The 12,830-nt window shown below is 54.6% G+C and carries 11 protein-coding genes; 7 read left to right on the forward strand and 4 right to left on the reverse strand.

Translation table 11 applies throughout. The features are described 5' to 3' along the window. The first annotated feature begins 6 nt into the window (after positions 1–6). The 3 genes from LX66_RS16825 (at position 7) to LX66_RS16835 (ending at position 3,239) form a co-directional block, all read left to right on the forward strand. On the forward strand, positions 7–2,100 hold the full coding sequence (locus LX66_RS16825) for a M48 family metallopeptidase (protein ID WP_145715516.1): 2,094 nt from the start codon (positions 7–9) through the stop codon (positions 2,098–2,100). A gap of 13 nt (positions 2,101–2,113) precedes the next feature. Continuing rightward, positions 2,114–2,704: a Crp/Fnr family transcriptional regulator gene (locus LX66_RS16830; RefSeq protein WP_145715517.1), complete on the forward strand. Its 591-nt coding sequence runs from the start codon at positions 2,114–2,116 to the stop codon at positions 2,702–2,704. Positions 2,705–2,792: 88 nt separating this feature from the next. After that, a complete protein-coding gene (locus LX66_RS16835) occupies positions 2,793–3,239 on the forward strand; it encodes a DoxX family protein (protein ID WP_145715518.1) in 447 nt (148 codons plus the stop codon). A gap of 149 nt (positions 3,240–3,388) precedes the next feature. On the opposite strand, the gene LX66_RS16840 is transcribed toward LX66_RS16835, so the two are convergent. Beyond that, positions 3,389–3,793: a response regulator gene (locus tag LX66_RS16840; protein ID WP_158642658.1), complete on the reverse strand. Its 405-nt coding sequence runs from the start codon at positions 3,791–3,793 to the stop codon at positions 3,389–3,391. A gap of 100 nt (positions 3,794–3,893) precedes the next feature. Further along, entirely contained in the window at positions 3,894–4,322 is a 429-nt protein-coding gene (locus LX66_RS16845) for a DUF1801 domain-containing protein (protein ID WP_145715522.1), read from the reverse strand. 142 nt (positions 4,323–4,464) lie between these two features. On the opposite strand from LX66_RS16845, the gene LX66_RS16850 reads away from it, so the two are divergent. From LX66_RS16850 to LX66_RS16860, 3 genes are all read left to right on the forward strand, one after another. Then, on the forward strand, positions 4,465–4,923 hold the full coding sequence (locus LX66_RS16850) for a VOC family protein (protein WP_145715524.1): 459 nt from the start codon (positions 4,465–4,467) through the stop codon (positions 4,921–4,923). Positions 4,924–5,038: 115 nt separating this feature from the next. Further along, positions 5,039–7,570, forward strand: coding sequence for a phosphocholine-specific phospholipase C (locus LX66_RS16855; RefSeq protein WP_145715526.1), 2,532 nt, complete (start codon positions 5,039–5,041; stop codon positions 7,568–7,570). A gap of 125 nt (positions 7,571–7,695) precedes the next feature. Further along, positions 7,696–10,140, forward strand: a complete 2,445-nt coding sequence (locus tag LX66_RS16860; protein WP_145715528.1) for an ABC transporter permease — start codon at positions 7,696–7,698, stop codon at positions 10,138–10,140. A gap of 4 nt (positions 10,141–10,144) precedes the next feature. Here LX66_RS16860 and LX66_RS16865 read toward each other — a convergent pair whose 3' ends face one another. Further along, a complete protein-coding gene (locus LX66_RS16865) occupies positions 10,145–11,467 on the reverse strand; it encodes an ABC1 kinase family protein (RefSeq protein WP_145715530.1) in 1,323 nt (440 codons plus the stop codon). A 10-nt stretch (positions 11,468–11,477) separates the two neighbouring features. Further along, positions 11,478–12,104 (reverse strand): TetR family transcriptional regulator C-terminal domain-containing protein, encoded by a 627-nt coding sequence (locus tag LX66_RS16870; RefSeq protein WP_145715532.1) that lies wholly within the window; start codon positions 12,102–12,104, stop codon positions 11,478–11,480. A gap of 212 nt (positions 12,105–12,316) precedes the next feature. Between LX66_RS16870 and LX66_RS16875 the strand changes: the two genes are divergently transcribed. Next, the gene (locus LX66_RS16875) at positions 12,317–12,808 is read left to right on the forward strand and encodes a DUF4251 domain-containing protein (RefSeq protein WP_244620431.1); all 492 of its coding nucleotides are present in this window, start codon (positions 12,317–12,319) and stop codon (positions 12,806–12,808) included. The last annotated feature ends 22 nt before the right edge of the window (positions 12,809–12,830 follow it).

Consider the following 12,830-nt stretch of genomic DNA (forward strand, 5'->3'; position numbering starts at 1 on the left):
CGTACCATGAGCGACTTTCTGTACCCGCCCTCGCCGGCGCATGTTTACCCGGAGCAGTTAACGCCCTCGCCGGCTTTCAGGAAACAAGCGATGAAAGTGATAGCAGCCATCCTGCTTTTCCTGCTGACCTATATCGTACTGCTGGCCGTCGCCATAGCGCTGGCCGTGGCCTGCTGCTTTGCAGGCATTATGCTGGTAGTGCACCTGCCCAAGATCATCACCATCATGATAGGATTGGGACTGATAGCCGTAGGCGTTTCCGTGCTGTACTTCCTGGTGAAGTTCGTATTTGCCGTGTCCAGGGATGAGAACCCCGGCAGGATCGCCGTAACGGAAGCGGAGCAGCCCATGCTGTTTGCCTTTATCCGCCGGCTGGCGGCAGATACCAATACGCAGTTCCCGAAAAAGATCTTTCTCTCGCCAGAGGTGAATGCCTGCGTGTTTTACCATTCCAGCTTCTGGAGCATGTTCCTGCCCGTGCGCAAGAACCTGGAAATAGGCCTGGGACTGGTGAACAGCGTCAACATCAGCGAGTTCAAAGCAGTGATGGCGCACGAGTTCGGGCACTTCAGCCAGCGCAGCATGAAGCTGGGCAGCTTTACCTACAATACCAACCGCATTATCTACAATATGCTGTATGACAACAGCGGCTATGCGGCTTTCCTGGAAGCCTGGGGCAACATACACAGCTACTTTGCGCTGTTTGCCGGTCTTACCCTGAAGATAGCGCAGGGCATCCAGTGGATACTGAAAGGCATGTATAAGCTGATCAACAAAAGCTACCTGGCGCTGAGCCGCGAAATGGAATTCCATGCGGATACCATTGCGGCCAGCGTGGCCGGCGGCAACAACCTGGTAACGGCCCTGAGCCGGGTGGAGGTGGCGGGCGGCTGCTATACGTCGGCCATCAACACGGCCAATGACCGGCTGAAGGAGAAGAAGGTGGCCCGCAACATTTTCCGCAACCAGCTCACCGTTTTCCGCTCCATGGCCAGCGAGTACAAGCTGCCGCTGAAACAGGGCCTGCCGGAAATATCCTACCAGTTCATCCGCTCCTTTTCCCGCTCCCGCGTCAACTACCGGAACCAGTGGGCCAGCCACCCCACGCTGGAAGAGCGGAAGCAGCACCTGGAGCTGGCCGGTATGGATGCGCCGCCCGATGAGACCAGCGCCTGGGCCATCTTCCGGGAGGCAGACCAACTGCAGGAAAACCTGACCGCCCACCTGTACCGCTCCGTACAACTGGAGGCCGATGTGCAGCACTACGATGCACAGGAGTTTGACGCCTGGCACGCTGCGCAGCAGGAAACCTACCGCCTGCCCGCCGCCTATAAAGGATTTTATAACAGCCGTTATATTGACACGCTGCAGTGGGATTTTGACCAGGTGGCCGCGATGCCGGCGCCCGCCACCTTTGAAGCCTTGTTCAACGAAGAGAACGGGCAACTACAGGCCGCTATTACCAGCCATGAAGAAGATAAGGCCATTATCAACGCCATTAAGGACCGGCAGGTAGAGGCAGGCAGCTTTGATTTTGACGGCGTAAAATACCGCCGCAGCGATTGTGACAGCATCCTTGAAAAGCTGGAGGCGGACATTGCGGAACTGAGGGAACGGCAGGAACTGGCGGACAAACAGGCCTTTGCTTTTTTTTATGCCCATGCCAACGGCATGCAGGCGGAGGTGCTGGAACGCTACCGGCAGTTCCAGGCCTTCTGCAAACGGAATGATGCCTACCTGCAGATCGTGAACCGGATCAACCGCACGCTGCAGCCCTTTTACGATGGCGGCCTTACGCTGGAGCAGGTGGCGGCCGCGGTAGAAAACCTGCGCAACAATGACGAATGGGAGCTGAAAAGGGCTTTCCGGGGAGTGCTGGATGATAGCCTGATCACACCGGCCACGCCCGGCCAGTTGCATGACCGGATAACGGCGTTTATAGATGCCCGTTATACCTACTTCGAGGACCAGGCATTCCGGAATGAAGAGCTAAGCACCCTGTACGACCTGGCGATAAAAGTGGCCAATGAGCTGGGCGATATCCAGTTCCGGTACTACAAGCAGTTGCTGGAAACCCAACTGGCCGCTTATAAAAAGTGAGTACATTTGACCCATGTACGAACTGATATTGGCGCATATTGCCCGCCATGTAACGCTGGATAAACAGGAACAGGACGCCTTCTGCGCCGCGCTGCAGCACCGGAAGCTGCGCCGACGCCAGTACCTGCTGCAGGAAGGGGACATTTGCCGCCATGATCATTTTGTGATCAAAGGCGGGCTGCGCCAGTACGAAGTGGATGCAGACGGCCGGGAAAACGTGATGCAGTTCGGCTTTGAAGACTGGTGGATATCCGACTGGTACAGCATGCTTACCAATACGCCCACGGTATATAACATTGAGGCGCTGGAAGATACCGAAGTGCTGCAGATAGAACGGATCAAGCTGGAGCAGCTATTTATTACCATGCCCAAACTGGAAAGGTACATGCGCATTATTATGCTCAACGCTTTTGTGGCCCTGCAGCGCCGGGTGCTGTTCATGCAAAAGCCGTCCGCGGAAAGATATGCCGAGTTCCTGCGCCGCTACGCCCACGTGGAGCAGCGCGTGGCGCAACAGCATGTAGCGTCCTACCTGGGTATTACCCGGGAAACCCTGAGCCGCTTAAGAAGCCAGATGATAAAACAGCGGGGCGAAAAGCTGTGATATTTATCACAACTATTTTTTACCAAATGTCACAGGTCCCGGTGCCCTTTACGCCCCAACTTTGTGCTGGAAAAAAAAGTACAAAGCAATGATCCAACAGCTCTTTTCAACAGACAACAACTGGGTAGGACTGGTATTACGGCTTACGCTGGGACTGGTCATTTTTCCGCATGCTGCGCAAAAATTGTTCGGTTGGTTTAACGGGCCGGGGCTTTCCGGCGAAATGCAATTTCTCACCCAAACGGTCGGCCTGTCCGCATTTGTAGCCTGCATGGTCATTATCGTGGAATGCCTGGGCACCCTGTTGCTGCTCACCGGCTTTGCTACCCGCATAGCGGCGCTGGCCATGATGGGCCTGTTCATCGGTATGATAGCCGTGGTGCATTATAAAACAGGCTTCTTTATGAACTGGTTTGCGCAGGCGCCGGCAGGGCAGGAGGGCTTTGAGTACCACCTGCTGGTGATCGGCATGTGCCTGGCCATGCTTATTACGGGAGGAGGCCGGTTTTCACTGGACCGGCTGCTGGCGCAGTAGGGAAAACATATAGGGTTGCCGGTTACAGGCCGGAGCAGCTTCAGGCATAACCTGTCTACAACCGGGTTATGCCTTGTTGCATTGGGAGTAACGATGAATAGTGTAATATCTACGTATAAGGACCGCTGTTATTAGTACCGTATCCGTGGTTATCGTACTAGGGTCCAGTTCTCTGCCAGCACGTTGGCCAGTGCGTCCCGCAGCTCTGAGAGCCGCGTGGGCTTGGTCATAAAATGCATGGCGCCCATGTTGATGGTTTCCGAAAAGTCATCCGTGAGCTTGGAGGTGGTATAGATAATGATATGCGTCTGTTCCAGCTTCCGGATCTTCTTTAATGCCTGCAGGCATTGTTTGCCGCTGAGGACCGGCATATTGAGATCCAGGAAAATAAAGTCAGGCACAGGTAATTGCGCTGATGTCAGCATATCAATAGCGTCCATCCCGCTTTTACAGGCATAGCAGATAGCGGACTCATCCACTTCTTTCAGCGCTTCGCAAAAAAATTCCCTGTCATCGGGATCATCATCTATGATCAGTAGAATTTTAGGTTTCATGGTCATTTTGCTTTAGGTGGAACTGAAAAGACTGGCAAATTAAAATTAGCTATATTTTTATAAATTGCGCATAGGTACCTGTTTGTTCCTGCCGGGTTGGCTACCCCTGCCGGGCGGGGTACATGGCCTGGAGGGTATCCACGCAATTGCGGATCAGCTCACGGAGCACGCCGGTATCTATGTCCTCCAGTTGCTTAACGTAGAGGCAGCCTTTGCCGGCCTTGTACTTACCCAGTTTTTCCAGCAGGGCTTCCTGCGTTCCCATGCCCGGCAACACATAGAATGTGAGCGCATTTTTACGGGGCGAGAAGCCGGTGAGCGGGGCGTCTCCTTCATGCCCGCTGGCATATTTGTAGTGATAGCTGCCAAAACCAACAATGCCGGGCCCCCACATAACGGCGGGGTAGCCGGTTACCTCCTGCATCAGTTGCAGGGCGGCATAGCTGTCGGCGCGTTTCTTTTCGTCCGTTACGCTGTCCAGGAAAGCGGTAACGCTGCTGTTGGTGGGGAGTGTTTTCTGCGTGGCCATGGGGGAGCATTTATGGGTCAAATATAAGATAAGGCAGCCTGTACTGAAAATTGAATAGTGATAAAGTAAACCGCAGTTGTTAAATTTGAATAGCGAACATTCCTGCGGGAATTTCCACGTTATATAAAAAAACAGGACTCTTATGATCACAAAAATGTCGCACACTTCCTTATTTGTGCTGGACCAGGACAAGGCTTACGATTTTTATGTAAACAAGCTGGGATTTAAAGTACATACGGATGTACTGATGACCGATAACAACTGCGAAGACGGCGCCAGCGCAGAAAAAGAAGAAAAAGACGCGGCCAATGGCGGATACCGCTGGCTGACCCTCAACCCGCCGGATCAGCCGGACCTGGAGATCATCCTGATGCCCGTGGACGGGTTTGATTTTGAAGCGCAGCAGGCCATCCGCCTCCTGCTGGAAAGAGGCCTGCTGGGCGCCGGCGTATTCTACACGCCGGACTGCCGCGCTACCTATGAAACACTGAAAGCCAAAGGCGTAGAATTTAAATCCGAGCCCCGGGAGCAGTTCTACGGTATTGAATGCATCCTCACAGACGGTTGCGGCAACTGGTTCAGTATGACGCAGCCGAAATAGGATGCAGTAAGTAAGATGAAGGATGTATGAAGTATGAAATAGGAGATAAAAATTTACGATACTTCGCCTTACCTTCATACTTCCTATATCTTACCTCACACTTCATATATAAACTATGGATTCAAGAAGGGAATTTCTGAAAAAAGCCGCCCTGCTTTCAGGGGCGGCGGGGTTTGCTGCGCTGCCGGCATCGGTGCAAAGGGCGATGGCCATTGACCCGGCCCCCGGCTCCACCTACCTGGATGCGGAACATATTGTTTTCCTGATGCAGGAGAACCGTTCTTTCGATCACTGCTTTGGCGCGCTGCAGGGCGTGCGCGGGTTCAATGATCCCCGCGCCATCCGCCTGCCCAACCGCAACAGCGTATGGCTGCAGTCCAACGCCGCCGGTGACACCTATGCGCCTTTCCGCCTGGACATGAAAGGCTCAAAAGTAACCTGGATGGGCTCCCTGCCCCATGCCTGGAGCGACCAGGTGGATGCCCGCAACAACGGGAAGTATGACCAGTGGCTGGTGGCGAAAAGCTCCGGCCATGAAGCTTACGCGAAAATGCCGCTTACCCTGGGGTACTTTACCCGGGAGGACCTGCCCTTTTACTACGCGCTGGCGGACGCTTTTACCGTTTGCGACCAGCATTTCTGCTCCTCCCTGACCGGTACTACGCCCAACCGCCTGTATTTCTGGTCCGGCACCATCCGCGCGGAACAGCACGAAGATTCCCCGGCCAGGGTATGGAACGGGGAAGCGGACTACGACACCATGGTGAGCTGGAAAACCTATCCCGAGCGGCTGGAGGAGCAGGGCGTTTCCTGGAAGATCTACCAGAACGATATCAGCGTGGACGGCGGTTTTACCGGTGAACGGGATGCCTGGCTGGCCAATTTTACCGATAATGCCATTGAGTTTTTTTCGCAATACAACGTAAAGCTGTCCGAACGGTATATCCGCTACCTCGAACAAAGCGCCGCCCAACTACCCGGGGAAATAGCCGCCCTGGAAAGCCGCCTGCAGGGAATAGCGGGAGGGAAAGAGGCAGACGCTTTGCAAAAGCAACTGGAGGACAAGAAAGCCCGGCTGGAACAGGTGAAGGCCGAACAACAGGTATGGACCCGCGAAAAATATGCGCAGCTCTCCCAATACGAGAAAAACCTGCACGAAAAAGCGTTCTGCAATAACCGGAATGATCCCGGCTTCGGTGAGCTTACTACACTGGAATATGAAGATGGCGACACTACCCGCCAGGTCACCATCCCGAAAGGCGATGTGCTGTACCAGTTCCGGCAGGATGTGCAGAACGGCGCCCTGCCCACGGTTTCCTGGATCGTGGCCCCGGAGAACTTCTCCGATCATCCCGGCGCTGCCTGGTATGGCGCCTGGTATGTGTCCGAAGTGATGGACATCCTTACGCAGAACCCGGAAGTATGGAAGAAGACCATTTTTGTGCTGACGTATGACGAGAATGATGGTTATTTTGACCATGTGCCGCCTTTTGTGGCGCCCAACCCGGCTGATCCTCATGCCGGTAAAGTTTCCGCCGGTATAGACACCCGCGTGGAATACGTGAGCCGCCAGCAGGAGCAGCAAAGAACCTACATGCCCGAACAGTATAAACGGGAAAGCCCCATCGGGCTGGGCTACCGGGTGCCGCTGGTGATCGCCTCGCCCTGGAGCCGCGGCGGATGGGTAAACTCGCAGGTATTTGACCATACCTCTTCCCTGCAGTTCCTGGAAACTTTCCTGCGGCACAAGACGGGCCGCCCGCTGGAAGAGCCTAACATCAGCGCCTGGCGGCGTGCGGTGTGCGGCAACCTGGCTTCCGTGTTCCGTCCGTATAACGGGGAAACGATCAAAACACCCGTGCCGGTAGAGAAAGATCCCTTCATTGAAAGCGTGCATAAGGCAAAGTTCAAAGGGCTGCCATCCGGCTATAAAAAACTGGGCCGGGCGGAAATTGCCGCTATCAACCAGGATCCCGCTGGTTCCGCCATGCTGCCCATGCAGGAAAAGGGCATCCGTCCGGCCTGTGCGCTGCCGTATGAATTATATGTAGAAGGCGCTTTGGATAAGGACAAAGGCCTTTTTGAAATATCCTTTGCAGCAAAGGACCGTGTGTTCGGCGCTCATGCCGCCGGCTCGCCCTTTACCGTGTACGCACCGGGCCGGTACCGGCAGGAAGTGATGAAGATATGGTCCTATGCCGTATCCCCCGGCGACCGCCTGCAGGATACCTGGGCGCTGCAGGACTTTGAGGAGGGGCGCTATCATTTGCAGGTGCACGGGCCCAACGGCTTCTTCCGGGAATTCAGCGGCAACAGCCAGGACCCGGAACTGTCCGTGGCCTGCGCTTATGAACATGCCGCCGGCAATCCCAAAAAGCTGAGCGGCAACCTCGTGCTCCGGCTTGCCAATACCGGCCGGGCGCCTTATACCGTGGAGATAAAAGATAATGCCTATAAAACCCGCGCCCGCACCCAACTGCTGCCCCCCGGCCAGTCAAAAGAGCTGGTGCTGGACCTGCGCAAAAGCCATGGCTGGTACGATTGCAGCGTGCTGGTGAAAGGCAGCGCGGGCTTTGAGAAAAGGTACGCCGGCCGGGTGGAAACAGGAAAAGGAAGCTTCACAGACCCCTACATGGGCAGGACATAGCTTTGTCCGGAACCGGACAGCCGTATTCGGAACCGGACAGTGTTGCTTTAGTAAACACCTGATTATCAGTTTCAGCCATGGCAGGCATTGCTTTTGTTGCACCTGCATGCTGAAACAATTCCGTCATGCTGAAGAACTACTTTAAGATCGCTGTAAGACAACTGCAAAAGCAAAAACTTTATGCTGCCGTAAAAATCGGGGGCTTTGCACTGAGTATTGCCGCCTGCCTGCTGATTGCATTGTACATCCGTCATGAAGTGAGCTACGATAAATATTACCCGGATGCGGACCGCATTTACCGGGTAGTGGGGGAGATGAGCGACAATGGGGTAGTGAACAAGGGCTGCTCCTTTCCCGCGCCTTTTGCCGGCGCTATGAAGCAGCAGTTCCCTGAAATAGAGCTGGCGCCCCGGCTGATGCCCAGCAATCTCTTTACCGGTGCGGGCAGCAACCAGCTAAGGCCGGCGGGCCGGGCGGAGAACACCTATGAAGAAGGCTTTACCTACGCCGATCCGCAACTGCTGGAGATGTTCAGCATACCCATGGTGTACGGCGACCGTGCCCACGCGCTGGACGAGCCCAATACTATTGTCATCTCCAAACGTAAGGCAGATAAGTATTTCCCCGGGGAGAACCCCGTGGGCAAGATGCTGATCCTGAATGATGACGGGAAGAAGCCCTACCGCATCGGCGGCGTGATGGAGGATATCCCGACCAATTCCCACCTGCACGGGTTTGACTTCCTGCTGACGCTGAAAGGCCACGAGCTCTGGCCCGGCGAGCAAACCACCTGGGGCGCCAGCAACTATGAGAATTACATCATGGTGCGCCCGGGCACGGACATTGCGCGGTTGGAAACCCGCATGCTGGATTATACCGTGAACGAGTTTTACATTCCCCTGCTGAAACAGGAAGGCAGCAAGAACCTGGAGCGGCTGGGAAAATCGCTGCACCTCCGCTTGCACCTGCAGCCGGTAGGCGATATCCGCCTTTATTCCCAGGGAATAGACGATAGCAGGTCGCACGGGGACATCCGTTTTATCTGGCTGTTTGGCGCCATCGCCGTATTCATACTGATCATTGCCTGCATCAATTTCATTAATCTTTCTACCGCCAAATCGGCCAACCGGGCGAAAGAGGTGGGCCTGAAAAAAGCCATCGGCGCTTTTCGCAGCAGCCTGGTACAGCAGTTCCTGGCGGAATCGCTGCTGTACAGCGTACTGTCCTTTATTATCGGCCTGCTGCTGGCCTGGCTGCTGCTGCCGTATTTCAATTCATTGGCCGGCAAATCCTTATCTGTTCCCTGGACGGCCTGGTGGCTGGCGCCGCTGTTCCTGGCATCCGCCGTTCTGATCGGGCTGCTGGCCGGGCTCTACCCGTCATTCTATCTTTCTGCTTTCCGGCCGATGGCCGTGTTAAAAGGGCACCTGAGCCGGGGCAGCCGGAACGCCAACCTGAGAAGCGTTCTCGTGGTGTTCCAGTTCACTACTTCCGTAATACTGATCATCGGCACCTTTGTCATTTACCGGCAGATGCAGTTCATCCTGAACCGCAAGCTGGGATTTGACAAAGACCAGGTGCTGATGATCCAGGGCGCGCAAACGCTGGGTGGGCAGGTGCGCGCCTTCAAGGAGGAGCTGCGCCGGCTGCCGCAGGTAAAAAGTGTGGCGGTCAGCGATTTCCTGCCGGTAAGCGGCACCAAGCGGAACGGGAACACTTTCTGGAAAGAAGGACGGCAGCGGGAGGATATCGGCGTGCCCTGCCAGAAATGGGACATTGATCATGATTACATCAGGACCATGGGCATGAAAATAGTGGCCGGCCGGAATTTTTCCCCGGATATGCCTTCAGACTCCCAGGCGATCATCCTTAACCAGGCCATGGCCCGCAAGCTGTTCCCCAACGGCGAAAACCCGGTCGGGCAACGCATTACCAACTACGGCACCTACGAGGTAATAGGGGTAGTGGCGGATTTCAATTTTGAATCCATGCGAACGCACATAGAACCGCTGTGCATGACGCTGGGTAACAGCCCTACCATTGTGGCCGTAAAAGTAGGCGGTACGGATATGCAGGGAGCGATCAAAGCGGTGACGGGCGTATGGAAAAACTTTGCCGCGCACCAGCCTTTCCGCTATACTTTCCTGGACGAGCGTTTTGCGCAGATGTACGCCGATGTGCGGCGGATGGGGCGCATTTTTACCAGCTTTGCCGTGCTGGCCATTATCGTGGCCTGCCTGGGCCTGTTTGCACTGTCGGCCTTCATGGCGGAGCAACGCAGCAAGGAGGTGAGCATCCGCAAAGTGCTGGGCGCTTCCGTAGCGCAGGTAACCACGCTGATATCAAAGGATTTTGTGAAGCTGGTATTGATTGCGGTGCTGCTGGCCACGCCGGTGGCCTGGTGGGCGATGAATCAATGGCTGCAGGACTTTGCCTACCGGGCAGAGATCAGTTGGTGGATGTTCCCGGTAACGGGCCTGCTGGTAGTGCTGATCGCGCTGGTCACCATCAGCTTCCAGTCCATCAAAGCAGCGGTGGCTAATCCCGTGGAGCGTTTGCGGGCGGAGTAGTTTTTTACTGCTCCACCAGCTCCTTTACCGGGCTGGTCGTACTGGTGACCACTTCCGCCTTCAATTCGCTGAGTATGGAATACAGCCCGAAGTAGGTGCGGTTTACATACAGGGAATGGCGGGAGCCCCGGGCTACTTTGGAGTCGCGTACTTCTTTCAGGTTATACAGGTAATCCATGTAGTCGTATATCTCCTGGAAATAGGCTTCGTTGCCAAAGTCAAAACGCTCCTGCGTAAAGGGCAGGGTCATCAGGTCTATCATCTGCTGGAAAAGCCCGGAGTAGAACGCTACTTCCTTCGGCGAATCACTGGGGTGTATCATTTCCAGGTTGGTGTAGATCTCCATGCGCCTGGCCTCATCCTTCAGAACCTCCTTGTCTACCAGCATGAAATAGTTGGTATAGAAATCTTCCGGTATCTCCTTGATGCAGCCAAAGTCAAAGATGCCTACGGTGCCGTCTTCCCGCATCAGGAAATTGCCGGGGTGCGGGTCTGCATGCACTTTTTTCAGCCGGTGCATCTGGAAATCGTAAAAGTCCCAGAGCGCCTGGCCTATTTTATTGCGCGCCTCCTGTGAGGGGTTGCGTTGCAGGAATTCCCTCAGGTGATGGCCGTCCAGCCAGTCCATGGTGATCACCCGGTCCGATGACAGCTCGGGGTAGTAGGCCGGAAATACCAGGTTGGGAATATGCGCGCACAGGGCAGACAGCTCCATGGAGCGGCGCAGCTCCAGCTTGTAATCCGTTTCCTCCAGCAGCTTGGTCTCGATCTCCTCGAAGTATTTGTCCATATCCACCTCGTTCATGCCTACAATACGGACGGCAAAGGGCTTCACGATCCGCAGGTCGGACTTCACGCTGTTAGCCACCCCCGGGTATTGTATCTTGATGGCCAGTTGTTTGCCCCATTTCCAGGCCCTGTGCACCTGCCCGATGGATGCGGCGTTGGCGGCCTGCATCTCGAACTTGTCGTACAGTTGCGAGGGCGACTTTCCCAGCGTTTTCTGGAAGGTGTTCACTACCAGCGGCCCTGAAAGGGGAGGAGCGCTGTACTGCGACATGGCGAACATATCGGAATAGGCCTTGGGCAGCATGCCCTTGTCCATGCTGAGCATCTGCGCTACTTTAAGGGCGCTGCCTTTCAGGTGGCTAAGAGTATCGTAAATATCTTCAGCGTTGTCGGCGTGGAGGGATTCTTTGCTGAGGTTAGGGTCTACCAGCCGGCGGGTATAATGTTTTAAATAATTGGTGCCTACTTTCAGGCCTGTAGTGATAAAGCGGCCGGCCCTTTCTACTTTGCCGGTCGGGATGTTCGATTGTTCCTTCATCCTGATGTTGTTATTTCCCGGTAAACATGAACTTTCCGAAATCCAGCAGGCTGTCAAATGTATTGGAGCTGATCAACTGGAAGCTGAGGTGCACCGCTTTTTCAATGGCGGCATCTGTCATTTCAAATTGCGGGCTGCTGTCATTGATCCAGTACCGGAGCACAAACAGCGCCTGTACCCAGAAGCCGTGCACGTACTGGTCGGAAATATACTTGCGCTCCCTGATCTCGTTGGTCTGGTAGCCTTCTTTGACCAGCGCTTCCGCGTACTGCATAAAAGCTTTGCGGAAGGTGTCCAGTTGGCCCTGGTGCAGTACCGGGAAGCGGAACCGTTCCTTTTGCAGGAGGATGTAGCTGCGGTCTGCCTTCAGGTTTTGCACCCAAAGGAAATAGAAGGCCAGCAGCTTTTCCTGTGCGGAATAGTTCTGATAGGTCTCGTCCGCTTTCAGTTGCTCCAGGGTGGCCTGGAAAATACCCAGCCATATGTCCTTTTCCAGGGCGTCCAGGGAGCTGTAGCTGTCGTAAAAGGACGCCTCCGGCAGATTAACGATCTTGCAAAAAGCGTACACGGAAACGGGCGGCTTTCCATTTTCCAGCCAGTATAGCTTATACGCATCGCGTAGCTGTTGCTTGTCCATAGTATAATTTTTTACGGTTTGGCGCAGGGTTGGCTTTGCTAATGCAAAATTACGGCAAGCCGGTGTATAATGAACAGCAGGGCGGGGAAATAGGGACGGCGGATTGTTAAATAAAAGCTAAATGTTAAAGTTGGCCGCTCACGCCGCCGCCGCTGCAGTTTGGAATGAAGTTTGGCGTAAATTTAGCAGCAGTCCAAAAAAAGAACAGTGTTATGAGAAAGTTGTTAAATGGAACGATCTGCTTATTAATTGCACTCGCCAGTGCCCATCATACTTTTGCCCAGGACGATAAAAAAGACCAGATCAAAGAGGCGATAGCCGCCCGGTCCTATGTATTTAAAGCGCAGACCGTGTTGCCGATGGGCGGCCGCAGCCGCCAACTCACTACCCAATACGATGTAAAGGTGGCGGAAGATTCCGTACTGGTGGATCTTCCCTATTTTGGCCGCGCTTATACCGCCCCGTTAGATCCTACCAAAGGCGGTTTCCGCTTCAAGACAAAGGATTTTGAGTATACGGTCGATAACAAGCGTAAAGGCGGCTGGAATATCGTTATCCAGCCCAGGGATACGGATGATGCGCGACAACTGGCCCTGATGATCTCCGAGGACGGTTATGGCACGCTGCAGGTGATCAGCAATAACCGCCAGCCGATCAGTTTCAACGGTTATGTAACGGCGAGGGAGCCACGAAAAGAACGGTAAAATATCGTATCTTACCTCTTCC

Source organism: Chitinophaga japonensis, from assembly GCF_007830125.1.
In the GTDB taxonomy this organism is placed as follows: domain Bacteria; phylum Bacteroidota; class Bacteroidia; order Chitinophagales; family Chitinophagaceae; genus Chitinophaga; species Chitinophaga japonensis.

Bases quoted from the DNA above. Each gene is read 5' to 3' on its own strand.
- LX66_RS16865 (WP_145715530.1), bottom strand. From the start codon at position 11,467: ATGAAGGAACAATCGAACATCCCGACCGGCAAAGTAGAAAGGGCCGGC.
- LX66_RS16875 (WP_244620431.1), top strand. From the start codon at position 12,317: ATGAGAAAGTTGTTAAATGGAACGATCTGCTTATTAATTGCACTCGCC.
- LX66_RS16870 (WP_145715532.1), bottom strand. From the start codon at position 12,104: ATGGACAAGCAACAGCTACGCGATGCGTATAAGCTATACTGGCTGGAA.
- LX66_RS16845 (WP_145715522.1), bottom strand. From the start codon at position 4,322: ATGGCCACGCAGAAAACACTCCCCACCAACAGCAGCGTTACCGCTTTC.
- LX66_RS16825 (WP_145715516.1), top strand. From the start codon at position 7: ATGAGCGACTTTCTGTACCCGCCCTCGCCGGCGCATGTTTACCCGGAG.
- LX66_RS16850 (WP_145715524.1), top strand. From the start codon at position 4,465: ATGATCACAAAAATGTCGCACACTTCCTTATTTGTGCTGGACCAGGAC.
- LX66_RS16860 (WP_145715528.1), top strand. From the start codon at position 7,696: ATGCTGAAGAACTACTTTAAGATCGCTGTAAGACAACTGCAAAAGCAA.
- LX66_RS16835 (WP_145715518.1), top strand. From the start codon at position 2,793: ATGATCCAACAGCTCTTTTCAACAGACAACAACTGGGTAGGACTGGTA.
- LX66_RS16830 (WP_145715517.1), top strand. From the start codon at position 2,114: ATGTACGAACTGATATTGGCGCATATTGCCCGCCATGTAACGCTGGAT.
- LX66_RS16855 (WP_145715526.1), top strand. From the start codon at position 5,039: ATGGATTCAAGAAGGGAATTTCTGAAAAAAGCCGCCCTGCTTTCAGGG.
- LX66_RS16840 (WP_158642658.1), bottom strand. From the start codon at position 3,793: ATGAAACCTAAAATTCTACTGATCATAGATGATGATCCCGATGACAGG.